Origin of the sequence: Actinomadura macrotermitis (assembly GCF_009604375.1) — a bacterium.
In the GTDB taxonomy this organism is placed as follows: domain Bacteria; phylum Actinomycetota; class Actinomycetes; order Streptosporangiales; family Streptosporangiaceae; genus Spirillospora; species Spirillospora macrotermitis.
In genome coordinates this window covers 785,398-809,737 of record NZ_WEGH01000002.1, presented here as the reverse complement: position 1 = coordinate 809,737, position 24,340 = coordinate 785,398, and the positions used below count along the sequence as shown (strand labels likewise).

The window sequence follows — 24,340 nt, the reverse complement described above, 5'->3', positions numbered from 1 at the left end:
GCCTCCGATCCGGGCTCCTAGCCTGGTGGAGGACCCCTCGCCCCCAACGCCGAAGGGAACATCATGACCTCTCGATCCGCGGCGACCGGCACCGACCAGGTGTCGGACCTGTACGACTCGTTCGGGCCGTTGCTGAGCATGATCTGGGACGACAACTACCACTTCGGATACTGGGAGGACGCGGCCGACGACAGCTCGATCGAGGTCGCGACCGACCGCTTCACCGACGTCCTCATCGGCAGGCTCGGCGTCGGCGGGAACGACCGCGTGCTCGACGTCGGCTGCGGCGTGGGCAAGCCGGCGGTGCGGCTCGCCGAGGCCACCGGGGCGGCCGTGGTGGGGATCTCGACCAACGCCCTGCAGATCAGCAAGGCGGGCGAGCGTGCGGAGGCTCGGGGGCTGGTGGAGCGGGTGACCTTCCAGAAGGCCGATGCGATGGAGACGGGGTTCGACGACGCGTCCTTCGACGCGGTGCTGGCGTTCGAGTCCCTGGTGCACATGGACCGGGCGAAGGCGCTGCGGGAGATCAGGCGCGTCCTTGTTCCCGGCGGGCGGCTCGTCCTGACGGACCTCACCGTCCCCAAGGGCTTGGAGCGCTCCGCGGGCGGCGCGGGGAAGCTCAGCTCGCTGACGAGCCTCGACGAGTATCCGCAGGTCATCGCGGATGCCGGGTTCGTCCTGGATGAGCTGGTCGACGTGACCGACCACACCAGGTACACCGTGCCGCGCATCACCGAGAACCTCCAGCGCCACCGGGACGAGTTCGAGCGGGTGCACGGGGTCAACGTCGACGACATCCACAACGCGACGATCTCCTCCGATATGGACGTCGCCGACATCGGATGCCTGATCGCGGTCGCCCACAGGCCGGGCCCGTTCTGATGACGGCGGGCACCCCTCCCGTCCCGGCGGCGGACATCCCTCCCGTCCCGCTGGCCCGGACCTGCCCGTTCGCGCCGCGTGAGGAGTACACGCGGCTGCGCGGGGAGCAGCCGGTCTCCCGGGTGAGGATGGCGGGCGGCAACACCGCCTGGCTCCTGACCCGCTACGCCGACGTGCGGTCGATGCTGTCCGACCCCCGGTTCGGCTCCGACCGGGCTCATCCCGGGTTCCCCCTGTTCACGCCGGGCCAGGCGCAGGCCGTCAAGGCGTTCCCGCAGAGCATCGGCAGCCTCGACGGCGCGGCGCACGCCCGCGCCCGCCGCGCCGTGGCCGGCGAGTTCACCGTGCGGCGCGTGGCCGGGCTGCGGCCCCGGGCCGAGCGCATCGTCGAGGACAGGCTGGACGACCTGCTGAGCTCCCGCGAGCGTCCCGTGGACCTGGTGTCCGCTTTCTCGCTCCCGGTCGCGTCGCTGGTGATCTGCGAGCTGCTCGGCGTCCCGTACGACGACCACGAGTACTTCCAGGCCCGCACCGACCTCTACGTCGACCGGGGCACGGATCGGGAGACGTGGGTCCGGGCGGTCACCGAGATCCGGCAGTACCTCGACGGGCTGGTCCGCGCCAAGGAGGGCGACCCCGGGGACGACCTGATCAGCAGGCTGGTCGCCGGGCAGCGCGCCGAGCCGGATCCGGTCTACGACCACGACGGACTGGTCAACCTGGCCTGGACGCTGCTGATCGCCGGGCATGAGACGACCGCCAGCATGATCTCGCTGAGCACCATGGCCCTCCTGATGGAGGGCCCGGAACGGCGGGCGGCCATGGCCCGTGACCCCGCGCTGGTCGATGACGCGGTTGAGGAATGGCTGCGCTACTTCACCATCGCCGAGGTCACCACCTCCCGCACCGCGCTCGAGGACGTCGTGATCGGCGGAGTGACCATCCGCGCCGGGGAAGGCGTGATCGGGCTGGGTTCCACCGCGAACCGGGACCCGGAGGTGTTCGAGGACCCGGACACGCTGAACCTCACGCGCGGGCGGCGCGATCACCTGGCGTTCGGCTACGGCCCCCACCAGTGCCTCGGCGCGAACCTGGCGAGGCTCGAACTACGGATCGCACTGCAGGCGCTGCTGCGGCGCATTCCCGGCCTGCGCCTCGCGGTGGAGGTGGAGCGGCTGCGGTTCAAGGAGGACGCGAACGTCTACGGCCTGGTCGCGCTGCCGGTCAGCTGGTGACGACGGTCGCGGCCTTCCATTCCCTGATGGCCGAGCGCGCCGCGTCGAGCCGCTTCCCGGGCGCCGAGCGGAGCAGGACCCGGTGCAGCTCGCTGCCGATGACGATGCCCGCGGCGTGCGGGGCGATCAGGCCGATCTCGGACGGGCGCGAGATGCCGAAACCGGCGAGGAACGGCTTCCGCGCGGTCGCGGCCAGGGTCTCGGCGAGTGCCCCGGCCGACGGGGCGTCGAGTTCCGAGCCGGTGGCCGGTGACATGGTGCGATAGGTCGCGGGGGCCGCGGCGGACTCCAGGGCGTCCGCCGCCGGGTCGTCCACCGCCCGGATCACCGGGATCGCGGCCAGCCCGCCGGCGGCGACGTCCCGCAGCTCTCCCGGGTCCGGGGCGGTCAGCACCAGGCCGTCCGTGCCGGACCGCACCGATTCGGTGATCAGCCGTTCCCGGCCGAGGTCGGCGACCGTCTCCGGATAGATCAGGGAAAGGATCGGCGTGCCGGGAAGGGCGGCCCGGATCTCGCCCAGCAGCGCGAACGCCCGCTCGGGCGGGAGGCCGCCCGCGCGCTGGAACGACTCGGCCACGATGGCGCCCTTCGGCGCGGTGGACGGTGTGGGGATGCCGACCTCGATGACGTCCGCGCCCGCTTCCACGGCGGCCAGGGGGAGGTCCAGGCCCGCCGTCGTCAGCGGGTCGCCGAGCGTGAGGTAAACGATGAGCAGCGAGGACCGCCGCGCGGCCAGGCGGTCGCCGAACCGGTTCATGCCTTCTCCAGACGGGTTCATGGCGGCACGCTACGCGTCGAAGTCGACGGTGACCTCGTCGCTGGTCGGCACCGCCTGGCAGGTGAGCACGAATCCCTCCGCGAGGTCAGGCCGGCTGAGGGCGAAGCTGGTGAGCTGGCGCGTGCCGCCGTCGACGAGCTTGGCCCGGCACGTCCCGCACACACCGCTGCGGCAGGCGAACGGGAGGTCGGTCCGGGATCGGAGGGCCCCTTCCAGGATCGAGACGCCGGGCGGGAGACCGACCGTGGACGCCCGGCCGGCCAGGATGAGCGTGGCCTTCGCACCGATGATCTCGGGCTCGTCCTCGGGCGGCGGAGGAGGGGGGCCCTCGCTGTAGAACAGCTCGACGTGCACCGCCTCGGGTGGGACTCCGCGATCGAGCAGCGTCCTGCCGGCGGCGGCGAGCATGCCTTCGGGGCCGCAGAGCCACCAGTGCCCGACCGACGCCGCGTCCACGACCCGGTCGAGCAGGTCGCCGAGCCGGCCGGCGTCCAGCCTGCCCGACAGCAGCGGGGCCGCACCCGACTCCCGCGACAGGACGTGCACGACGTGCAGGCGGTCGCGATAGCGGTCCTTCAGGTCCGCCAGCTCGTCGGCGAGCATCACCGAGCGCGTGGTGCGGTTGCCGTAGATCAGGCTGACGCGCGCCTCGGGGCTCCCGGCGAGCAGGGTGCCGATGATCGACAGCACCGGAGTGATCCCGGACCCGGCCGCGATGAACCCGTGGTGGCCGTCGCGGGACTCGGGTGGAGGCGTGAAGAGCCCCTGGGGCGCCATCGCCTCCAGCTCGTCACCGGGGGAGAGCGACGGGAGGATCCCATCGGAGAACAGCCCGCCGCGTACCCGCCGCACCCCGATGCGCAGCTCGCCGCCGGCGGGGGAGCAGATCGAGTATGAGCGGCGCTCCTCCACCCCGTCCCTGGCGAATCGGAACGTCAGGAACTGCCCTGGGGCATGCGCGTAGGACCGCCCGCCCGGCGGCTCGAAGGTGACCGTGAGCGCGTCGGCGCAGATCCGCTCCACGCGGGTGACACGAAGCTTGTGGAACTCGACGGGGGCGCGCATCAGATCGCCTTCATGTGCTCGAAGGGCTCGCCGCAGGCCGTGCAGGAGTGCAGCGACCTGCATGCCGTGCCCGAGAACCGGGAGAGCTCCACCGTGCCGCCGCTCCCGCAGCGCGGACACGTCTCCGGCGGCCTCGGCGCCAGCGTCAACGGCACCGGCCCCTGGTGCCGCGGCGCGGGCCCGGGCGGGGTGATCGCGTGGTCGGCCAGCTTCCGGCGGCCGCTCTCGCTGATCCAGTCGGTCGTCCACGCCGGAGCGAGAACGGTGGTGATCTCGCAGCGCGGGAAGCCCGCCCGGGCCAGCGCCGCCTGGATGTCCGCGCGCATCTGCGCCAGCGCGGGGCATCCGGTGTAGGTCGGGGTCAGGGCCACCTCGACCCTGTCGCCGTTCAGTTCGACCCCGCGGATCACCCCGAGCTCCGCCAGCGTCACCACCGGCAGCTCCGGGTCCAGGACCGATTCGACCGCCTGCCGTGCCCGTGCCACGCCGGTCACCAGGTCGCCCCCGGCATGGCGCGGACCAGCGACTGCATCTCGTCGAGGAGCGGGCCGAGCTCCTCGGTGTGCTCGCCGTCGCGGCCGGGATGGGGTTCGCCGTCCGGGACGAACGCGGGCGGAGGCAGTTCGGCGTGGGCGAGGACCTCGGTCAGAACGCCGAGGACCTCGGTGCGGACCGTGGCGGGATCGACCGCGACGCCCTGCGCGGCCAGCCGGGTCTCGACCGGGTGGGGCGCGAAGAGTTCCTCGGCGTACGGCCACACGGCGTCCAGGCCGGCGGTCATCCGGGCGCGGGAGTACGAGGTGCCGGCGCCCAGCCGGATCACCCACTGGGTCGCATGGTCACGGTGGTAGGTGATCTCTTTCGCGCCCTTGGCCGCGAGCGCGGCGAGCAGCCGGTCCCGAGATCCGGCGAGCCGGGTGAAGATCGCCAGGCGCCAGCTGCTGAACAGCAGGAGCCTGGCCATCGTGGCGGCGAAGTCGCCGCCCGGACCCGGCCCCAGGTCGAGCTCGGCGAGCCGCACGTTCCGGAACTGCGGCGCGTCCCGCCAGTACGCCAGTGCGTCCTCGTCGCCCTCCTCGCGCACCTCGGCCACCCGGGCCAGCAGGACCCGGGCGTGCCCCAGCAGGTCGAGCGCGATGTTGGCGAGGGCGATGTCCTCCTCGATCTCGGGGGCCTTCGAACACCACTCGCTGAGGCGCTGCGCGTAGATCAGCGCGTCGTCGCCGAGCATCAGGCAGTACTCGGCGAGATCGGCGCGGTCGACGCCCTCGGGGACGCCGCGGTCGACGCGGGCGAGACCGTCGGTGAAGCCGGTGCCGAACGCCCACTGGCCGTTGTCGTCCTCGCGTACGAGGGCCTTGAAGAGGTTTTCAGTCGGCATGGGTGTCCTAGATGTGGGGAATTTCCTCGGCCACGACATAGAACGTCGGGTGCCGGTAGACCTTGTCGGCCGACGAGGTGAAGAAGGAGTCCTTCTCCTCGGGGCTGGACGCGGTGATCTGGGCGGACGGGACCACCCAGATGCTGGTCCCCTCGTTGCGCCGGGTGTAGACGTCGCGGGCGTTGCGCAGCGCCATCTCGGCGTCCGGCGAGTGCAGAGAGCCGACGTGCACGTGGTTCAGGCCCCGCTTGCCGCGGATGAACACCTCCCACAGCGGCCATGAGTCGCTCACGCGCCCACCTCCGCGCCCTCGTTGCGCCGCGCGTAGGCGAGGGCGGCCTCGCGCACCCAGGCGCCCTCCCGGTGGACCCGCTCCCGGTGGGCGATCCGCTGCGCCCGGAGCGGGCCGTCACCCGAGATCAGGCGCTCGAAGTCCGCCCAGTCCGGATCGGTGTAGTCGTAGTGCTCGCGCTCGGGGTTCCAGCGGAGCGCCGGATCGGGCGGCCGGACGCCGAGCGCCTCGGCCTGCGGCGCCGCCATGTCGACGAACTGCTGGCGCATCTCGTCGTTGGTGACGCGCTTGATCCGCCACCGCATCGAGCGCTCGGTGTGCGTGGACCGCGCGTTCGGCGGACCGAACATCATCATGGTCGGCCACCACCAGCGCTCCAGCGACTCCTGTACCATGGCCCGCTGTTCCGCGGTCCCGCGCATCATCGCCGTGAGCAGCTCGTAGCCCTGCCGGTGGTGGAAGCTCTCCTCCTTGCAGATGCGGAACATCGCGCGGGCGTACGGCCCGTAGGACGCGCGGCACGCCGGGACCTGGAGGCAGATAGCGGCGCCGTCGCCGAGCCAGGCGATCGTGCCCACGTCGGCGTAGGTGCGCACGGGGTGGTCGAACAGGGCCGAGTAGCGCTGCTCGCCCGCCAGCAGGCGCTCGGTGAGCTCGGCGCGGTCCACGCCGAGCGTCTCGATGGCGGAGTAGACGTAGAGGCCGTGCCCGGCCTCGTCCTGGACCTTGGCGAGCAGGATCGCCTTGCGGCGCAGCGAGGGGGCGCAGCCGATCCACTCGGCCTCGGGCTGCATCCCGATGATCTCCGAGTGCGCGTGCTGCGACATCTGCCGGACGAGCGTCCTGCGGTACCCCTCGGGCATCCAGTCGCGGGGCTCGATCCGCTCGTCGGCGGCGATCCTGGCCTCGAACTCGGCCTCCAGCCCGGCCTCGGTGGCGGCGGTGTCGGTCATGGCCGGTCAGGCCCCGCCGCGCAGGGCCCGGACCATCGAGGCCGGGTCGTCGCTCTTGGCGATGGCGGTGCCGATGACCATGGCGTCCGCGCCGGCGGCCGCGACCCGGTCGACGTCGGCGGCCGACAGCAGCGCGCTCTCGGAGATCGAGTAGACGTCGGCGGGCACCAGCGAGACCAGTTCCTCGGTGGTCTGCACAGTGCCATCGTCCATCTCCAGCGCGGTGATGTCGCGGTTGGCGATGCCCACCATCGCCGCGCCCAGGTCGATCGCCGTCTCCAGCTGCCGCGCCGTGCGCACGCAGACGACGACCTCCAGCCCGATCACCTCCGCGCGCGCTTTCATCTCCCGCACGAGCCCGAGGTCGGGGATGGTGCTCAGGGTGAGCTGGACGGCGTCGAACCCGGTGTCGAGGGACTCGTCCATCTGGGCGACGGACGCGAAGAACTCCTTGCGCATGAGCGGGACGGTCGCGTTCTTGCGGATGCGCCGCGCGGCGTCCAGGCTGCCGCCGAAGTGCTGCCCGTCGGTGGGCGTCGCCAGGGCGTCCACGTCGGCCTCCTCCAGGGCCCGCACGTACGGCTCGAGGCGTTCGCCGGAGATCAGCTCGCCGTCGCGCGGCGATCGGAGTTTGACGTCGACGATCAGTGCGGGGCGCTTCTTGTGCCGCGCCGAAGCGAGGACGTCGCGCAGGCTGTGCTTTACCACGGCGTTTCCTTCCAGGTGGACCGGGCTTCCGCCCGGGAGGCAGTGCGGGGGGAGGGGGCTCAGGCGAGTTGCTCGGCGGCCTCCCGCTTGAGTCGCTGTTTGTCGAGCTTTCCGGAGCTGATCACCGGGAGCGCGGAGCGCAGCGTCAGTGTGGTCGGCACGTGCAGGTCCGACAGCCGCCCGCGCACGTGCTCCTGGAGGTCGCCGACCGTGACGTGACGGCCGGGGACGAGCACGACGGCCGCGTGCACGTGCTCGACCTCGTCGCGGTCGCGGACGCCGAAGACCGCCGCCTGCGCCACAGCCGGGTGGCGCAGCAGGACGTTCTCGACCTCCACGGGATAGATCTTGATCCCGCTGTGCTTGATGACGTGGGCGAGGCGGTCGACCAGGTGCAGGTAGCCGCCGGTGTCGAAGTAGCCGAGGTCGCCGGTGTGGAACCAGCCGTCCCGCAGCGCCTTCTCGGTGAGCCGGGGATCGTTCCAGTAACCGTTCAGCATTCCGGGGGACCGCACGCAGACCTCGCCGATCCCGCCCGCGGGAGCCGGCTCGCCCGACTCGGGATCGCGCAGCTCGACGTCGATGCCGGGGGAGGGGCGTCCCGCGGTGCCCAGCCGTTCGAAGGCCAGGTGGTCGGGGCCGGGCAGTCCGCAGATCTCCCAGGTCTCGGTCGTCCCGTACGTCTGGACCAGCACCGGGCCGAAGGTTTCGACCGCCTGCGCCATCCGCGTCGGCGACGCGGGCGTGCCGCCGTAGAGGAGCCGGGTGAGCGACGAGGTATCGGTGGCGGGCAGGTCCGGGTGGTCGAGGAGCCGGTAGACCTGGGGCGCGGCCAGGAACGCCTGCGTAACGCGGTCCTCGGCGAACGCGCGCAGGACCCGGCCGGGGTCGAAGCCCTCGTGCAGGACGAGCGTTCCGCCGGAGGTCAGCGCCGCGTCCACCATCGGGCCGACGGTGTGGCTGAGCGGCGTGGTGACGAGCATCCGCGGGCGCTCGCCGGGCGCGAAGGTGGTGGAGACCGCGTGGCTCCACGCGCGGAACGAACGGCAAATGCCCTTGGGCGTGCCGGTCGAGCCGCTGGTGTAGGTGATGATCGCCAGGTCCTCCGGCCGTACCGCCGCGCAGGCCCGGGCGACGTCGGAGGCGGTCGCGGTGACGGGCCCGTGCAGATCGTGGACGCCGGGGCCGAGATCACCGGCGGCCGCGAGGACGAGGGGATTCGTCGCGCGCTCGCGGATCTGCATCGCGCGCGCGTGGTTCCAGGCGTCGGTCACCAGCAACCTGGTGGACGTCTCCTCCACCATGGCGAGCTGCGGTTCGACGGGCAGCGCGTCTTGCGAGGAGGCGGCGTTGGTCGACCGCAGATGGATGACGGTGGCGCCCAGCAGGTTCGCCGCGTAGCGCCCCACCAGAAGGTCGGGGCTGTTGGACGCGGTGAGCAGCGCGACGGTCCAGTCCCGGTCCACGCCCAGGTCGAGCATCGCCTGGGCGGCCGAGAGGATCATCCGCCGCAGCCCGCCCGCCGAAAGAGCGGTGTCCCGCCACCAGAGCAGCGGGCGGTCCTGGTCGTCGCCCAGTGCGTCGACAATTCTTTGCACATAGTGCTGCGATGCGAGCCGCACCTGATGCTCCCCCGCCCTTATTTGTAAAGTGTTTGATATCCCCGTGTATGGAACGTGAGCGATCAGGACGCGGAGCTCTCGTCGTGCAGGAGCTGCGCGACGCGAATCAGGCTGGAATTGGCCGCGGGGGTGCCGATGCTGATGCGCAGCCCGCCGTTGGAGTACAGCCGTACGGCGATGCCCTCCTGGTGGCAGCGCAGCGCGAAGTCGAAGCAGCGGTCCTCGGGCGGGAGCCAGATGAACGAGGCCTCGCTGCGCGGCGGCCTGAAGCCGTACTCGGTGAGCGCGCTCCACAGGCGCTTCCGCTCGCGGATGAGGGACTCGACCCGCTCCTCGACCTTGCTGAAACTGCGCAGCGATGCTACGGCCGCGGCCTGGCCCAGCGCGCTGATGGTGAAGGGCGGGATCTGCTCGTGCAGCATGTCGATGATCGGGCTGTGGGCGACGGCGTAGCCGACCCGCAGGTCCGCGAGCCCGTGCGCGTTGGAGAAGCTGCGCAGCACCACGACCTGCTGGTAATCGCGGTAGATGTCGATGCCGTTGGCCGCCGCCGGGTCGCGGACGAACTCCTGGAACGCCTCGTCGAGCACGACGATGGTGTCCGCCGGCAGTGCGTTGATGAACTTGCGCAGGTCGACGTCGTTGATCGGCACGCCGGTCAGGTTGTGCGGGTTGCTGAGCAGGACGATCTTCACCGCCGGGCCCAGCGCCGCGGCCATCCCCGGCAGGTCGTGCGCGCTCTCGCGGGTGAGCGGCACCCGGATCGGCGGCACGTGCGCCATCCGGCTGATGATGTCGTACGCCTCGAACGACGGCGTCGGGTACATGATCTGCGTGCCCGGCTCGAACGACGCCGCCCGCACGAGCTGGAGGGCGATCTGCAGGGTGTCGGCGCCCACCACGATGTCGTCCTCGGGCACGCAGTGGTGGCGGGACAGCTCGCTGACCAGGCCGAGGCAGGTGGGGTCCGGGTAGCGGTTGACGTTCCCGATCGCGAACTCCAGGGCGCGCCGGACGTCGGCCAGAGGCGGAAAGGGGTTCTCGTTCAATGAGAGGACATGAAGTGAGTGCGGATCGAGAGGCAAATCCGTATCGCTCGATTCCGGCATCATAGTCACCAAGGTGCTGTCACCCTCCCCGCGACCACGGATAGCAAGCCTGCTGTTTGGAATATCCACATTATTACCCCCGTATGAGGACATATGTATGTCCAGAAAGTCTCATTGACTTTCTGTTGTCGACCGATGCCTTAATGTGCATCAAGCCGCTTGTCAACAGCGCGGATTCGATTGCGGCGCGCGACCCCCCGGGTCGTCGCTCAGGGAGTGGGCTCGGTGGCCGGGGCCGGCGCGGGGCGGGGCGCCGCACGGGTGGCGCCCGGCAGGAAGAAGGCGCAGAGCAGGGCGAGGACCGCGAGCCCGGCGGCGACCCCGAAGGCCGCGCCGTACCCGGCCGTCAGGTTGTGCAGGGGGTCGCTCGCATGTGAGTTGCGGGTCGTGTCGGCGGCGACGGTCGCGATGACCGCCAGTCCCAGGGAGATGCCGACCTGGCGGGTGGTGTTCAGGATCCCGGATGCCAGCCCTGCCTCGTTCGGCGCGACGCCGGACATGGCCGCCATGGCGAGCGGTGCGTTGGCGAGCCCGAGCCCGAGGAAGGTCAGGACGCTCGGTGCCAGGACGTCGCTCAGGAACGAGCCCCCGGCGCTCACCTGGGTCAGCCAGGCCAGTCCCGTGCTCCCGAGGGCCGCGGCGATGAGCAGCAGCGTGCGCGGCCCCACGCGCATGTTCAGCCGGGCGGCGAACTGGGAGGTCGCGGCCATGGCGATGGTGGGAGCGAGGAAGGCGAGCCCCGCCTTGAGCGCCGAGTAGCCGAGGACGTTCTGCACGTACAGCGACAGCACGAACAGGCTGGGATAGACGGCCGCCGAGATCCAGAACATGGTGAGGTTGGCGGCGGCGACGCTGCGCACGGTCAGCAGGCGCAGCGGCATGATCGGCTCACGGGCGACCGCGGTCTCGTGCACGACGAACCAGCCGAGCAGGACGACGCCGGCGAGCAGCGTCCCCCAGGTGACGGGCGAGCTCCAGCCCCGCTCCCCGCTGCTGACCGCCCCGTAGGTCAGCGACAGCAGGCCGGCGGTGGACAGCAGGACGCCGAGCACGTCCAGGCGCGCCCGGCGCGGCGGGCGCGGCGTGGCCGGGATGGCCTTCTGCGCGACGGCCAGCCCGGCGATGCCGAACGGGATGTTGATGAGCAGCGTCCAGCGCCAGTTGGCGACCTCGACCAGCACCCCGCCGAACAGCGCACCGGCCGCGAAGCCGACGCCGCTCGAGGCGGTCCAGGCGCCCATCGCCTTGGCCCTGGCCTGTCCCTCGGAGTAGGTCGTGGTGAGGATGGTGAGGATCGACGGGGCCAGCAGCGCCGCGCCGAGCCCCTGCAGGGCGCGGGCCGCCAGCAGCGTGCCCTCGTCCTGGGCGACGCCGCCGGCGAGGCTGGCGATGGTGAACAGGATGATGCCGGACTGGAACAGGAACTTGCGGCCGAGGATGTCGGCGAGCCGCCCGCCGAGGAGCAGGAACCCCGCGAACGCGAGGGTGTAGGCGTTCACGATCCACTGCAGGTTCCCGTGACCGAACCCGAGGTCTCGACTGATGGCCGGGAGTGCGACGTTCACGATGGAGGCGTCGAGCAAGATCATGAACTGGGCCCCGCAGAGCAGCATCAGCAGCTGCCGCGAGCCCTGGGCCGGCTTGGGAGGCGTGCCGGCAGGATCTCGGGTGGTGGTGGACATCAGATGAGCGATCCCCCTAGTGCCGTGGTCCTCGGCGCGGTGGCGGCCGGTGGCGTGACCTCGTGCCTCGGCGGCATCCGTTAGCGTGTGTACCGCTGACAGTCATTGATCCGGGTGTGCGCCGTCACCCCGTGTCGGAATGGCGTGCACAGAGAGTGCAATTCAGGGTGGTAGATAACTCAGATTATAAGCCTGCAAGTAACTTGAGTTATTTGTCAAGCCTGAGAGGATGGTGCTCGTGGTAGGCGTTCAGGACCCCGCCGAGAGACTCGGCTTCTTGCTCTGGCATCTCTCCCAGGCGTTCAACATCAGGGCCGAGCACGCGCTCGCGCCGCTGGATCTGACTCTGGCGCAGAACAGCGCCCTCATGGTGTTGAGCGCCCACCCCGGCGCCTCCGGCGCCGAGCTCGCCCGCCGCTGCGCGGTCACCGCGCCGGCGATGGGCCGGGCGGTCGACGGCCTGGTCAAACGCGGCCTGGTCGAGCGCAGCCCCCGGCCCGGCAGCCGCCGGATCATCGGGCTCTGGATCACCTCGTCGGGCGTGGCCCTCGCCGAGCGTGCCCAGGAACTGCTGGAGTCCATCGAGACCGAGATCCTCGGCGGCTTCTCCCCGGCCGAGCGCGAGGAGGTGCGGCGCTACATGGTGCGCCTGGTCGTCGGCGCGGGCGTCTACTCGCTGACCTGACGGCCGCCCGTCCCGGAGGCACCCCCACCCGGTAGGGGCGGCCCGTTCGGGCAGCCCGTTCGAGGGCCCCGATCGGGCATAGGTCTCGCCCCCTCCCGTCGGCACGCTGGACCCATGAACCGGCATGTTGAGTTCTTCTCGCGCGAGACGGCGAGGTTCGCGGAGCACCGGCGCGAGTTCCTGGAGCTTGGACGGCGCGCGGGCAGGTTCCCCAGTGCGATCGCACGCACGGACGGCGCGGACACCGAGATCAGCGTCTGGTGCAGCAACGACTATCTCGGAATGGGACAGCACCCGCGTGTTCTGGAGGCCATGAAAAAGGCGGTCGATGAATATGGCGCGGGTTCCGGCGGGTCCCGCAACATCGGCGGGACGAACCACTACCACGTCCTTCTGGAAAAGGAGCTGGCCGCCCTCCACGGCAAGGAGGAGGGCCTGCTGTTCACCTCCGGGTACACCGCCAACGACGGGGCCCTCTCCATCCTCGCCGGGCGGGTGCCGGACACGGTGGTGTTCTCCGACGCGCTCAACCACGCCTCGATCATCGACGGTCTCCGGCACAGCAAGGCCGAGAAGCAGATCTTCCGCCACAACGACACGGCCCACCTGGAGGAGCTCCTGGCGGCCGCCGATCCCGACCGCCCGAAGCTGATCGCCCTGGAGTCGGTGTATTCGATGTCCGGCGACATCGCGCCGCTGGCCGAAGTGGCGGAGCTCGCCCGGCGGTACGGCGCGACGACGTTCCTCGACGAGGTGCACGCCGTCGGGATGTACGGGCCCGAGGGTGCGGGGATCGCCGCCCGCGAGGGGATCGCGGACGAGTTCACCGTCATCATGGGCACGCTCGCCAAGGGCTACGGGACCGCGGGCGGGTACATCGCGGGCCCGGCTCCGCTGGTGGACGCGGTGCGCAGCTTCTCCCGGTCGTTCATCTTCACCACCTCGCTGCCGCCGTCGATCGCCGCCGGCGCTCTCGCCGCGGTCCGGCACCTGCGCGCCACCGACGAGGACCGCGACCGGCTGGCGGCGAACGCGCGGGCGCTGCACGAGCAGCTCGACCAGCGCCGCATCCCCTACCTCTCCCCGATGACGCACATCGTCTCGGTGTTCGTCGGCGACGAGGGGCTCTGCAAGAAGGCGTCCGCCCTGCTGCTGCAGAGGCACGGCATCTACGTCCAGGCGATCAACGCCCCCAGCGTCAAGGCGGGGGAGGAGATCCTGCGCGTGGCGCCGTCGGCCACCCACACCACCGACGACGTCGTGAAGTTCGTCGAGGCGCTCGACGGCATCTGGGGAGAACTGGGCATCGGGCGTGTCTGAGGCCGCCCTGTCCCTTTCGGTGGCCGCCGTACTCGCGGAGTCGGCGGCCCGGCGCCCCGGCCACCCCGCCCTCGTGCTGGACGCGGACGAGGTGACCTACGGCGAGCTGTGGGACGCGGCCCGCCGGTACGCCGCCGTGCTGCGGGAGCAGGGCATCGGCCCCGGCGACACTGTGGCGTTGCTCGTGCCGAACTCCCTTGAGTTCCCGATGGCGTACTTCGGCGCGCTGGCGCTCGGCGCGGTCGTGGTCCCGGTGCACGCGCTGCTCAGGGCCAACGAGATCGAGTACGTGCTGCGTGACTCGGCGGCGAAGGTCCTGGTCTGCGCCGGGCCGCTGCTGGAGGAGGGCGGCAAGGCCGCCGAAGCGGCCGGGGTGCCGATGCTGACCGTGCTGGACGAGGATCCGTCCCGCCCCGCAGGCGCGGGGGCGCCCCGCCTGGACCGGCTCGCCGAGCAGGCCCGGCCGATCGACGGTCACGTGCCCCGCGACCCCGCCGATCTCGCGATCGTCCTTTACACGTCCGGGACGACCGGGCGGCCGAAGGGGGCGATGCTGACGCACCTGAACATCACGATGAACGTCGCGGTGACGATGCTGTCGCCGTTCGACTTCGGGGCCGGCGACGTCCTGCTCGGTTGCCTGCCGCTGTTCCATACGTTCGGCCAGATCTGCGGGATGCTGACGTGTTTCCGGGCGGGCGGCACGATGGCCCTGATGCGCAGGTTCGAGGCCGCCGCCGCGCTCGACCTCATGGTCGCGCGGGAATGCACGGTCTTCATGGGCGTGCCGACGATGTACATGGAACTGCTCGACCTGGCGGCGTCCGACCCGCGGCGGCCGCCGCTCGACCGCGCCTTCTCCGGTGGCTCGGCGCTGCCGGTGCGCGTGCTGCGGGAGTTCGAGGACGTGTACGGCTGCCGCATCTACGAGGGGTACGGCCTGACCGAGACCTCGCCGGTCGTCGCGTACAACCAGCGCGCCTGGCCGTGCCGCCCGGGGACGGTGGGGCTGCCGATCTGGGGCGTCGAGGTCGGGATCGCCCGCGCGGACCTGGCCGGCCGGATCGAGCCGGTGCCGCCCGGCGAGGTCGGCGAGGTGGTCGTCCGGGGCCACAACGTGATGGCGGGGTACCTCAACCGGCCCGACGCCACCGCCGAGGCGATCGTGGACGGCTGGTTCCGTTCGGGTGATCTCGGCGTGAAGGACGCCGACGGCTACCTGACCATCGTGGACAGGAAGAAGGACATGGTGGTCCGCGGGGGCTACAACGTCTACCCGCGCGAGGTCGAAGAGGTGCTGGTGGGGCATCCCGCCATCGCGCGGGTCGCGGTGGTCGGCGTTCCGCACGACCGCTTGGGCGAAGAGGTGTGCGCGGTGGTGGTGGCCCGTTCGGAGGCCGAGCCGGGTGCCGCGCTCGCGAACGAGATCATCCAGTGGTGCCGGGAGCGCGTGGCGGCCTACAAATACCCGCGGCGCGTGGAGTTCGTGGACGCCTTCCCGCTCGGGCCGAGCGGGAAGGTGCTCAAACGGGAGCTGGTGACCTGGGTTGCGCGCGGCTGACGGGCCGGGGCGGCCCGGGCCTCACAGCGTCAGCAGGCCGACCTCGACCGCGCGGACGACGGCGAGGGTGCGGTTGGGGCTGTTCAGCTTCGCGAGCACGTTGCCCACGACGCGCTTGACCCCGTTCTCCGAAAGCTGGAGCGCGCGCGCGACCTGCTTGTTGCTGAGGCCCTCGGCGACCAGCCGGAGCACTTGCAGCTCACGGGCCGTCAGGACGGGCGCATCCGCCCTGACCGGCTCCACGGGCCTTGCGTGGGTGGCCGACAGCAGCCGGCGGGCCAGCGCGGGCGAGACGTGGAACCGGCCCGCGACCGCGTCGGTGACCGCGGCCTTTAGGGGCTGTGGGCCCAGCTCCGACCAGGCGAGGAAGCCCTGGACCTCGGTGACCCACGCGGGCGGCACGGGGTCCTCGTCGTCGACCAGCACCAGCACCGGCGCGTTCCCGGCATGGAAGCCGTCGGGCGGGGTGGGTGCGATGCTCGCCGCGAGGTCGGCGTAACCGATGAGGAGCACATCGAAGTCCCGTCGTTCGGCCGCGGTGAAGGCCTGCTCGGCCGTGTCGAAGCGGTGGGTGGCCGTGGCCGTGCCGAGAGAGCGGGCGATGCCCTCGATGCCGTACCGGCGTACCTCGTCCCGGACGACCAGAGCGATCTCCAGACCGGCGTGCGCGACTTGAGGGGACATGCTGTCTCTCTTTCTTCAGATCGGCGCGGGGAGGGATGCGGGTCACAGCCCGAAGCTCTCGGTGATGTCCAGTTCGGCGAGCAGCCGCCGGAGCGGGCCGGTGTCGCGGGGCAGCGGCGGAAGCGAGCCGAACGCCGCGGCGACGTCGTCCTCGGACACGTCGAGGCCCGCCGCGCCCGCGATCGCGACCCACGGCCGGTGGTCGGGCGAAGGGAAGGCCGCCAGGCCGTCCCGCAGGGCCTGGCGGAAGAACGCCTGCTCCTCGGTGCCGAGGGCGCGGTAGACCGAGGCGACCAACTCGCGGAAGACGACCGCGTGCCCGGTCTCGTCCTGGCGGTGCAGGTGGACGCTCAGCCGGTTCATCGGCTGGATCCCCATGTCGCTGGAGACCGTGAGCAGGTACGCGCCGATGACGGTCTCGGCCGCGACCGAGAACGCCAGCGTCACCAGGTCCTTCGCGCGCTCGGTGAGCGCCGCGTCCCGCCGCGCGTTGAGGATCTCCACCACCCGCCACCGGCGGTCGTCGAAGTCCAGGCCGGTCAGCTCGCGGCGCCGCGCGGTCACGCCCGCGGCGTTCATACACATGAGGATGTGGTAGTGCTCGTCGATGATGGTCTGATGGAGGACCTCCTTGGCGCGGCTGTCCCGCCGCCCCGGCAGGCGGTCGGTGAGCATGAGCCTGCATGCGGGGAGGATCACCTCCTGCTCCACCGCGCTCGTCCGCGCGTTGTAGGAGATCCACGCGCCCGCGAGGACGCGGTGCCGCGTCTCCTGGTCGGCCGCCGCCACGCGCGGGATCCCGAAGAGGGGTACCAGCCGTGCCGGGAAGTCCGGCAGCGCGGGGTCGAAGTGGCCGTCCAGATCGAGCTCGTCCTTCTTGACCGCCACCTGCTTGCCCCACCGGTCGGAGAGCCGTCCGAGCAGATCGCGTTCCATCGCCCCGGAGGGGCCCTGTGGTGCCATCTCTTCCGCCTGTTCCGTTCTTTGCCGTCGGATGGGTCTCGTGTCAGCCGAGCACGCGGACGACGGCCGCGCTCCACATGTAGCCGGTCGCGATGCCGAGCAGCAGCACCGCGTCGCCCGGCCGGGCCTGCCCGGAGGAGATCAGGTGGTCGAGCCCGACGACCGGGTCGCTGGCGCCCAGATGCCCGGTGCGCAGCCCGAACTCGATGTCCACCTGCTCGGCGCGCAGGCCCAGCGGCTCGATGACCTGCGAGTGCACGTAGTTCTGGCCGAAGAACGGCGCCGCCGCCCAGCGCACGTCCGCCAGCTCCAGCCCGGCCTCCGCCAGCGCCTGCCGGACGGCCGCGCGCAGGCCCTCGTTCTTGCGCTCATTGATCGCGTCCAGGCCGCCGTTGCGCTCGACGAACCAGCGCATCCGGTCGGTGATGTCGGGTGCGCCGAACGCCAGCCGGCTCACCTGGTCGAACGGCTTGTCGCCGCGCAGCAGGCCCTCCAGGCCCGGATCGGTCTGCGAGACCACCGACACCAGCTGCGCCGGGCCGGGCCGCCGGCCGAGGACCATGGCCGCGCCGCCGTCGCCGAAGACGACGTTGCTCTGCGTGGACCAGCGCAGGAAGCCGGGCTCGCAGAACCGGTCGCCGGAGGTGAGCAGGGCGGCGGTGAGGTCCGGCCTGCCGTTGAGCATGCCCGCGGCGATCTCGATGGCCGCCATGAACCCGTTCGAGAGCGCGCCGAGCTGGCCGGTCAGCACCGAGCCGCCGCCGCCCAGCTGATCGAGCACGAAGCACTGGGCGGGCCACATGTCCAGGCCTTGGAAGTTGGTGCAGACGTGCAGGTGCAGGCCCACAGCGTCACGGACGAGGCCGGAGGTGCCAAGGCCCGCCGCGGCGAGCGCCTTGCGGCCCGCGCCCACGGCCAGCTCCGGCGCGGCGGCGTCCGACACCGACGTGGCGAGCTGCCCGGTGAGGTCGGCCCACTTCCGCTGGTAGGCGCCCCGGTCCAGGGCGGCCTGCACCGTCTCGGTCTGGCCCAGCTCGGTGCCGAGCCCCAGCACATAGATGTCGTCGAAGCGCATGACTCGCTCTCAGGATCGGAGGGAAAGCGGACTGGAGGGCTGCGCGACCCGGGCGGCGAGGGCCTTCTTGTCGATCTTGCCGATGGGGGTCAGCGGGAGGGAGTCCAGGAGCACCAGCTGCTCGGGGATCTTGTAGCGGGCGAGGCCGACCTCCGCGCAGATCCGCTGGATGTCACCGAGGCCGATCTCCCGCCCGGCGCGTGGAACGGCGCAGAGGCAGACGCGCTCACCCAGCCCGGGGTCGGGGACGGGGATGACGCTCAGCTGCTCGATGTCCGGGTGCGCGAGCAGGGCGACCTCGACCTCCTCCGCAGAGATCTTCTCGCCGCCGCGATTGATGATGTCCTTGATCCGGCCGCGCACGACGACGTTTCCGTCCGCGTCCCGGCGGACGAGGTCGCCAGAGCGGTACCAGCCGTCGGGCGTGAACGAGCGCGCGTTGCCGGCCGGATCGGCGAAGTAGCCGCGGATCGTGTACGGCCCGCGGGTGAGCAGCTCGCCCTCCTCGCCGTCCGGCACCGGCGCGCCGTCCGGGCCGACGACCATCAGCTCGTCGCCCGGGCTCATCGGGCGGCCCTGCGTCCGGTGGACCACCTCGGGCGGGTCGTCGAGCCGGGTGTAGCAGATCAGCCCCTCGGACATGCCGAGGACCTGCTGGAGCCGGCAGCCGAGGGTGGGCGTGATCTGCTCGGCCACCTCGGGCGGGAGCGCCGCGCCGCCGATGAGCAGGACGTCGAGGCTGGAGATGTCGTGCGGGGTCCGGCCCGCCTCCTCCATCCAGCGCTGCGCGACGGCGGGGGTGGCCGACGTGCGCGTGACGCGGTGCCGCTCGATCAGCGCGAACACCGTCTCGGGGTTGGGCGAGGGGGACAGGACCACCCGGCCGCCGCACGACAACGTCCCGAGGACCCCCGGCGCCCCGAGCGCGAAGCCGTGCGAGATGGGCAGCGCGGCGAGGTACACGGACCGGTCGTCCACGCCGCAGACCTCGGCGCTGGTGCGCACCGCGTAGTGGTAGTCCTCGTGCGTCCGGGCGATGAGCTTGGGCGTCGCCGTCGTCCCGCCGGTCAGCAGGATGAGCGCCGCGTCCCGCGGATCGACGGGGAGCGCGTCGAGAAGCGCGCGCTGCACCGCGGGCTCCGGCCCGGGCCTGGCCATGGCGCGCAGGTCCGCGCCCGGGCGGCCCCCGTCGCCGCCGGCGACCAGAATGTGCAGGTCGCGCCCGGCCTGCTCCCGGACGCGCCCGGCCAGGGCGAGGTGGTCGTAGCCGCGCCAGGTCGCCGGGACCGCGAGCGCCGTCGCCCGCACCCGCTCGACGAGGACGCCGATCTCGTGGTCCCGGTCGGCCGGCAGCGCGAGCACGGGCACCACGTTGATCCGCTGGCAGGCCAGGAACAGGACGACGAACTCCCAGCGGTTGGGGAGCTGCACGACGATGTTGTCGCCGGGGCGCAGTCCCAGCGCGAGCAGGCGCCCGGCGAGCGCATCGGTGTGCTCGGCGAGGTCACGGAAGCCGAGGCTCCGGTCGTCGTCGACCAGCGCCGTCCGGTCGCCGTACCGGGAGGCCCAGTCCCAGGGCCAGGAACCGAGCGGCACACCGCGCCAGTATCCGGCGCGGACGTAGTGGTCGGCGAACTCCTCCGGATAGAGCGTGAGTCCGGGACGTGGCATCGTTCCTCTTCTCCGACCAGAGATCAGTCAATGATCGTGGCATAGGGTGTAAAATTTGACAACGAATTAGTCAAATCGGTGCCGAGGTGGCCGTCAGCAGCCGCCGCCAGTGGTGCAGGCGGTCCGTCGGCGCGGGGGCCCGGAGTGCGGTCTGCGCCCAGGCGGACACCGGCCGGATGCCGTGCAGCGCGTTGACCGTCCACACCTCGACGCCATCCAGGTCGGCGAGCGTGACGTACTCGAACCCGACCGGGCACCAGAGGTTCCCGGCGATGGCCCGGATCAGCCTGCGGGTCACGCCGTGCAGCGCCGGCGCCTCGTCCGGCGGCATGCACAGCTTGTCGCCGCGCCACCACAGCAGGCTGGTGGTCGTCCCTTCGAGCACCTGCCCCCCGGGACCGAGCAGGAGCGCCTCGTCCGCGCCCGCGGCGAGGGCCCTGTCGCGCAGCGCGAGGAGATAGGGCAGGTCGGGGCCCTTCACGGCGGGATGACGACGTTGATCGGCCTCCTCCGGCACCCACATCCGCACGAAGGAGCCCCGCTGCGGCGCCGGTCTGATCCACAGCCGGAACGCCCCGGCGGCCGCGTCACCGGTCGTGCCGGCCGGCGCGTATTCGACCCTGGGGAACCAGTCGCCCGAGCGCGGCAGCTCCTCGACGGCGGCGGTGAAGAAGGCGCCGGTGGTCTCCGTCCGCACGCCGGCGAGTGCGGCGCAGGCGCGGACGAAGCGCTCCCTGTGCAGGTCCAGGCCGCGGACCAGGCCGTCCGACACCAGCCACGAGTCCACGACGAGCGCGGGACCGCCGGCGGACGCCGTGGCGAAGGCGCCCGTGTCCCCACGCCACACGAGCCGCCGCGCCCTGGTGGTCATGGGGCGGTGGTGGTGCTCTGCAGAGAGGCGAGGGCGCGCAGTGTCGCCGAGGCCTTGAGGACCATCTCGTCGTACTCCTCCACCGGGGTGGAGCCGTAGACCACGGCCCCGCCCGCGCCGACGGTGAGATCGTCCTTCCACAGCACGGCGGTCCGGATCACGATGCTGAGGTCCGCCGTGCCGTTCAGGCCGAAGTAGCCGAGGGCGCCGGAGTAGACGCCGCGCGCCTCGTGCTCCAGCCGGTCGATGATCTCCATCGTGCGGAGCTTGGGGGCGCCGGTCATCGAGCCGCCCGGAAAGCACGCCCGGACGCAGGCGACGGGGGAGACCTCGCGGCGGAGCCGGCCGGTGATCGTGGAGACGAGCTGGTGGACCGTCGCGTACGACTCGACCGCCATGTACGAGGGCACCTGGACGCTCCCGATCTCGCAGGTGCGGCCGAGATCGTTGCGCAGCAGGTCCACGATCATGAGGTTCTCGGCCTGCGCCTTGGCGCTGGTGGCGAGCCCGTTGTGCAGCCGCGCGTCTTCCAGCGGGTCGTCCGAACGCGGGGCGGTGCCCTTGATGGGCTTGGTCTCCACCAGCCGGTCGGTGTCGATGCGCAGGAAGCGCTCCGGCGAAGAGCAGAAGACCGTCAGATCGCCGAACCGCAGCAGCGCGCCGTAGGGGGCCGGGTTGACCGAGCGCAGCCGGTGGTAGAAGGCGAGCCGGTCACCGTCGAAGGTGGTGCGGATCTTGTCGGTCAGGCAGATCTCATAGCTCTCGCCCGCCGCGAGCAGCCGCCTGCACTCGGCCACGTCCTCCAGATACCGGGGACGGCCACGGGTATTGAGCGGATCGGCCTCGGAGCCACCGGCCGCCGGTGGGGCCGGATCCGCCCGCGGATCCTCGCCTTCGCTCTCGGTGAGGAGGTTCGACAGCGCGGCCAGCATCCGTTCCGTCCAGGCGGCGTTGGCGCGGCGAACCTTGTTGGAGCCGTCGTTCAGCGTCAGCACATAGGTCTGGTCTTCCTGGTGGTCCACTGCCACCAGGCGGTCGGCGAGCATCCACGTGGCGTCCGGGGTCGCGGACGCGTGGCGGTAGTCGCCGCCGCAGTTCGCCTTGAGCTCGTAGCCGAAGTAGCCGACGTATCCGCAGCTGAAGTCGAAGGGCAGCCCGTCGGGGGAGTCCACGGCGTGGGTGGCCAGCCGGCGCTCCAGGACCTCGAAGATGTCGCCCGGTTCCAGCCGCGTGGTGCCGTCCGGACTGGTCACGGTCACCTTGTCGTCCGGAACGCGGTAGGTGAGGACCTCGCTCAACGGGCCCGAGAAGTCGCCCATGAACGAGAAGCGCGACAGGCCCGGCTCCACCCGGCTGCTGTCGAGCCAGAAGGCCTGCTCGCCGTCGCGGTAAAGCGCCTCGAAGGCACGCTCCGTCGGCACGGCGCCGGGAAGCGCGCGCACCTCGACGGCAAGTCCCATCGGCTCCTCGTCCGCGGCGGCGACCGTGCTCGGGTCGGCGAGTGGGCCCGGGGTCATGGCCTCGTGGACGGAGAGCGTTCGCGGGCGGCGGTGCCCGTTGCTCTCGCGAACGGCGGCGGCCAGGTCGCGGAAGTTGGCGAGCAGGCGTTCCCCATGCTCGGTCGCGATCGACTCCGGGTGGAACTGCACTCCCCAGCGCGGCAGGTGCTTATGCCGCAGCCCCATGACCATGCCGTCCTCGGCCCAGGCCGTCGCCACGAGGGAGTCGGGCAGAGGCTCGGCGACGACGAGCGAGTGGTAGCGGACGGCCCGAAAATTCTGGGGAATGCCCTCGAACAGGCCGTCGCCGTCGTGCCGGACGACCGTGAGGTGCCCATGGCGGGGCAGCAGTGCGGGAACGACGTCCCCGCCTTCCATATGGGCGAGGGCCTGGTGCCCCAGGCAGACCCCCAGCACCGGTGCGCGGGCCTCCTCCAGCAACCGGGTCACGTGGCCGAGATCGCGCCCGGCCTGGGGACGTCCCGGGCCCGGCGAGATCACGATCGAGTCGAAATCCCGTAGTTCGAGTTCGGGCAGACGGGGGTCGTCGTTGTGGAACACGACGGGCGGGATCCCGTTCACCGCGGCGAGAAGCTGGAAGAGGTTGTAGGTGTAGGAGTCGTAGTTGTCGATGAGCAGAGTCGGCACGATGGACCCCGATCGGGTGATCAATGTCAGACGCCGAAGGACCAGCAAACGCGGGTTTACAGTTTTGACTGCGATCAGCGTAGCGACCGGGTCGCGCATGTGACAAGGATTTGACAGAGGGGGCGGCCGGAGGGAGCGGGTCCCGGATGCGCCCGCGCGCGGCTCGCGGGCGGACGTGGACCGGGCGTGGCGGTGACAGACGGGTTGCCGGGGCGGCGGCAGCTGAAGTCAATACTGTAAAACCATCGCTTCGGCGCGTAACGTTGACCGTCATGGACAGGCGCATCTTCGGAATCGAGAGCGAATACGGCGTCACTTGCACCTTCCGCGGTCAGCGGCGGTTGTCACCTGACGAGGTGGCCCGTTACCTGTTCCGCCGAGTGGTGTCGTGGGGCCGTTCCAGCAACGTGTTCATGCGCAACGGCGCGCGGCTCTACCTGGACGTCGGAAGCCACCCCGAGTACGCCTCACCCGAATGTGACAACGTCGTCGACCTGGTGACGCACGACAAGGCCGGCGAACGGATCCTCGAAGGCCTGCTCGTGGACGCCGAGCAGCGGCTGCGCGAGGAGGGCATCGCCGGCGACATCTACCTGTTCAAGAACAACACCGACTCCGCCGGCAACTCCTACGGCTGCCACGAGAACTACCTGGTGGAACGGCGCAGCGAGTTCGGCCGGATGGCCGACGTGCTGATCCCCTTCCTGGTCACCCGGCAGATCATCTGCGGGGCCGGCAAGGTGCTGCAGACGCCGCGCGGCGCGGTCTACTGCGTGTCGCAGCGGGCCGAGCACATCTGGGAGGGCGTCTCCTCGGCCACCACGCGCTCCCGGCCGATCATCAACACGCGGGACGAGCCGCACGCCGACGCCGAGCGGTTCCGCCGCCTGCACGTCATCGTCGGCGACTCCAACATGTCCGAGACGACCATGCTCCTGAAGGTCGGCGCGACCGACCTGCTCCTCCGGATGATCGAGGCGGGCGTGGTCATGCGCGACCTGACGCTGGAGAACCCGATCCGGGCGATCCGCGAGGTCAGCCACGACATGACCGGCCGCCGCAAGGTGCGGCTGGCCAACGGCCGCGAGGCCAGCTCGCTGGAGATCCAGAAGGAGTACTTCGGCAAGGCCAAGGACTTCGTCGACCGCCGCGGCGGCGACGAGAGCGCGCACCGGGTCCTCGAACTGTGGGAGCGCACGCTGCGGGCCGTGGAGACCGGCGATCTCGACCTGGTCTCCCGCGAGATCGACTGGGTGGCCAAGTACCAGCTGATCGAGCGCTACCGGCGCAAGCACGATCTGCCCCTGAGCTCTCCCCGCGCGGCGCAGCTGGATCTGGCCTACCACGACGTGCAGCGCGACCGCGGGCTCTACTACATGCTCGAGAAGCGCGGCTTGATGAAGCGTGTCACCAGCGATCTGGAGATCTTCGAGGCCAAGTCGGTGCCACCGCAGACCACCCGCGCGAAGCTGCGCGGGGAGTTCATCCGCAAGGCCCAGGCGAAGCGCCGCGACTTCACCGTGGACTGGGTGCACCTGAAGCTCAACGACCAGGCCCAGCGGACGGTGCTGTGCAAGGACCCCTTCCGGTCCGTGGACGAACGTGTGGACCGGCTCATCGCCGGCATCTGACGCGGACCGGGCCGTCGCCGCCGGC

At 71.3% G+C, this 24,340-nt stretch carries 22 protein-coding genes; 6 read left to right on the top strand and 16 right to left on the bottom strand.

Annotation, left to right across the window (positions count from 1 at the left end):
- The first annotated feature begins 63 nt into the window (after positions 1 to 63).
- Both ACRB68_RS15625 and ACRB68_RS15620 read left to right on the top strand, forming a co-directional pair.
- Complete coding sequence (locus ACRB68_RS15625) at positions 64 to 882, top strand: SAM-dependent methyltransferase (RefSeq protein ID WP_153533192.1); 819 nt, start codon at positions 64 to 66, stop codon at positions 880 to 882.
- Positions 882 to 2,117 carry a cytochrome P450 gene (locus ACRB68_RS15620; RefSeq protein WP_153533191.1) on the top strand — a complete coding sequence of 412 codons (1,236 nt, stop codon included), beginning with the start codon at positions 882 to 884 and terminating at the stop codon, positions 2,115 to 2,117. Before ACRB68_RS15625 ends, ACRB68_RS15620 begins: the two co-directional genes overlap by 1 nt.
- Here ACRB68_RS15620 and ACRB68_RS15615 read toward each other — a convergent pair.
- The 10 genes from ACRB68_RS15615 to ACRB68_RS15570 form a co-directional block, all read right to left on the bottom strand.
- The gene (locus tag ACRB68_RS15615) at positions 2,107 to 2,895 is read right to left on the bottom strand and encodes a tryptophan synthase subunit alpha (protein ID WP_153533190.1); all 789 of its coding nucleotides are present in this window, start codon (positions 2,893 to 2,895) and stop codon (positions 2,107 to 2,109) included. The two genes, ACRB68_RS15620 and ACRB68_RS15615, sit on opposite strands and share 11 nt — an antisense overlap.
- 9 nt (positions 2,896 to 2,904) lie before the next feature.
- Positions 2,905 to 3,960, bottom strand: coding sequence for a 2Fe-2S iron-sulfur cluster-binding protein (locus ACRB68_RS15610; protein WP_153533189.1), 1,056 nt, complete (start codon positions 3,958 to 3,960; stop codon positions 2,905 to 2,907).
- The gene (gene paaD / locus ACRB68_RS15605) at positions 3,960 to 4,445 is read right to left on the bottom strand and encodes a 1,2-phenylacetyl-CoA epoxidase subunit PaaD (RefSeq protein WP_328594251.1); all 486 of its coding nucleotides are present in this window, start codon (positions 4,443 to 4,445) and stop codon (positions 3,960 to 3,962) included. Before paaD ends, ACRB68_RS15610 begins: the two co-directional genes overlap by 1 nt.
- Before the next feature lie 5 nt (positions 4,446 to 4,450).
- Entirely contained in the window at positions 4,451 to 5,341 is an 891-nt protein-coding gene (paaC, locus tag ACRB68_RS15600; RefSeq protein ID WP_153533188.1) for a 1,2-phenylacetyl-CoA epoxidase subunit PaaC, read from the bottom strand.
- Between the two features lie 7 nt (positions 5,342 to 5,348).
- Complete coding sequence (gene paaB, locus ACRB68_RS15595) at positions 5,349 to 5,633, bottom strand: 1,2-phenylacetyl-CoA epoxidase subunit PaaB (protein WP_328594250.1); 285 nt, start codon at positions 5,631 to 5,633, stop codon at positions 5,349 to 5,351.
- Positions 5,630 to 6,586 carry a 1,2-phenylacetyl-CoA epoxidase subunit PaaA gene (paaA, locus tag ACRB68_RS15590; protein ID WP_153533186.1) on the bottom strand — a complete coding sequence of 319 codons (957 nt, stop codon included), beginning with the start codon at positions 6,584 to 6,586 and terminating at the stop codon, positions 5,630 to 5,632. The genes paaB and paaA overlap by 4 nt, the downstream gene beginning before the upstream one ends.
- Before the next feature lie 6 nt (positions 6,587 to 6,592).
- Positions 6,593 to 7,294 (bottom strand): beta/alpha barrel domain-containing protein, encoded by a 702-nt coding sequence (locus ACRB68_RS15585; RefSeq protein WP_194293328.1) that lies wholly within the window; start codon positions 7,292 to 7,294, stop codon positions 6,593 to 6,595.
- A 59-nt stretch (positions 7,295 to 7,353) separates the two neighbouring features.
- Positions 7,354 to 8,916, bottom strand: a complete 1,563-nt coding sequence (locus tag ACRB68_RS15580; protein WP_194293327.1) for an AMP-binding protein — start codon at positions 8,914 to 8,916, stop codon at positions 7,354 to 7,356.
- A 62-nt stretch (positions 8,917 to 8,978) separates the two neighbouring features.
- A complete protein-coding gene (locus ACRB68_RS15575) occupies positions 8,979 to 9,965 on the bottom strand; it encodes an aminotransferase class I/II-fold pyridoxal phosphate-dependent enzyme (RefSeq protein ID WP_194293326.1) in 987 nt (328 codons plus the stop codon).
- A gap of 269 nt (positions 9,966 to 10,234) precedes the next feature.
- Positions 10,235 to 11,707: an MFS transporter gene (locus ACRB68_RS15570; RefSeq protein ID WP_153533183.1), complete on the bottom strand. Its 1,473-nt coding sequence runs from the start codon at positions 11,705 to 11,707 to the stop codon at positions 10,235 to 10,237.
- A 229-nt stretch (positions 11,708 to 11,936) separates the two neighbouring features.
- On the opposite strand from ACRB68_RS15570, the gene ACRB68_RS15565 reads away from it, so the two are divergent.
- The 3 genes from ACRB68_RS15565 (at position 11,937) to ACRB68_RS15555 (ending at position 15,273) form a co-directional block, all read left to right on the top strand.
- Positions 11,937 to 12,392 carry a MarR family winged helix-turn-helix transcriptional regulator gene (locus ACRB68_RS15565; RefSeq protein ID WP_153533182.1) on the top strand — a complete coding sequence of 152 codons (456 nt, stop codon included), beginning with the start codon at positions 11,937 to 11,939 and terminating at the stop codon, positions 12,390 to 12,392.
- Between the two features lie 114 nt (positions 12,393 to 12,506).
- Positions 12,507 to 13,712 (top strand): 5-aminolevulinate synthase, encoded by a 1,206-nt coding sequence (gene hemA / locus ACRB68_RS15560; protein WP_153533181.1) that lies wholly within the window; start codon positions 12,507 to 12,509, stop codon positions 13,710 to 13,712.
- Positions 13,705 to 15,273: a long-chain-fatty-acid--CoA ligase gene (locus ACRB68_RS15555; protein WP_328594248.1), complete on the top strand. Its 1,569-nt coding sequence runs from the start codon at positions 13,705 to 13,707 to the stop codon at positions 15,271 to 15,273. The genes hemA and ACRB68_RS15555 overlap by 8 nt, the downstream gene beginning before the upstream one ends.
- Before the next feature lie 21 nt (positions 15,274 to 15,294).
- On the opposite strand, the gene ACRB68_RS15550 is transcribed toward ACRB68_RS15555, so the two are convergent.
- The 6 genes from ACRB68_RS15550 to pabB all read right to left on the bottom strand — a co-directional run bounded on the left by ACRB68_RS15550 (position 15,295) and on the right by pabB (position 22,684).
- Positions 15,295 to 15,957: a response regulator transcription factor gene (locus tag ACRB68_RS15550; protein WP_153533180.1), complete on the bottom strand. Its 663-nt coding sequence runs from the start codon at positions 15,955 to 15,957 to the stop codon at positions 15,295 to 15,297.
- Positions 15,958 to 15,999: 42 nt separating this feature from the next.
- Positions 16,000 to 16,920: a diiron oxygenase gene (locus ACRB68_RS15545; RefSeq protein ID WP_207709705.1), complete on the bottom strand. Its 921-nt coding sequence runs from the start codon at positions 16,918 to 16,920 to the stop codon at positions 16,000 to 16,002.
- Between the two features lie 43 nt (positions 16,921 to 16,963).
- Positions 16,964 to 17,995, bottom strand: a complete 1,032-nt coding sequence (locus tag ACRB68_RS15540; protein ID WP_153533178.1) for a ketoacyl-ACP synthase III family protein — start codon at positions 17,993 to 17,995, stop codon at positions 16,964 to 16,966.
- Positions 17,996 to 18,004: 9 nt separating this feature from the next.
- The gene (locus tag ACRB68_RS15535) at positions 18,005 to 19,666 is read right to left on the bottom strand and encodes a (2,3-dihydroxybenzoyl)adenylate synthase (RefSeq protein WP_153533177.1); all 1,662 of its coding nucleotides are present in this window, start codon (positions 19,664 to 19,666) and stop codon (positions 18,005 to 18,007) included.
- 70 nt (positions 19,667 to 19,736) lie between these two features.
- Positions 19,737 to 20,537, bottom strand: coding sequence for an aminotransferase class IV (locus tag ACRB68_RS15530; protein WP_153533176.1), 801 nt, complete (start codon positions 20,535 to 20,537; stop codon positions 19,737 to 19,739).
- Complete coding sequence (pabB, locus tag ACRB68_RS15525; protein ID WP_328594246.1) at positions 20,534 to 22,684, bottom strand: aminodeoxychorismate synthase component I; 2,151 nt, start codon at positions 22,682 to 22,684, stop codon at positions 20,534 to 20,536. Before pabB ends, ACRB68_RS15530 begins: the two co-directional genes overlap by 4 nt.
- A gap of 272 nt (positions 22,685 to 22,956) precedes the next feature.
- On the opposite strand from pabB, the gene pafA reads away from it, so the two are divergent.
- Positions 22,957 to 24,315: a Pup--protein ligase gene (gene pafA / locus ACRB68_RS15520; protein WP_153533174.1), complete on the top strand. Its 1,359-nt coding sequence runs from the start codon at positions 22,957 to 22,959 to the stop codon at positions 24,313 to 24,315.
- Positions 24,316 to 24,340 lie beyond the last annotated feature (25 nt).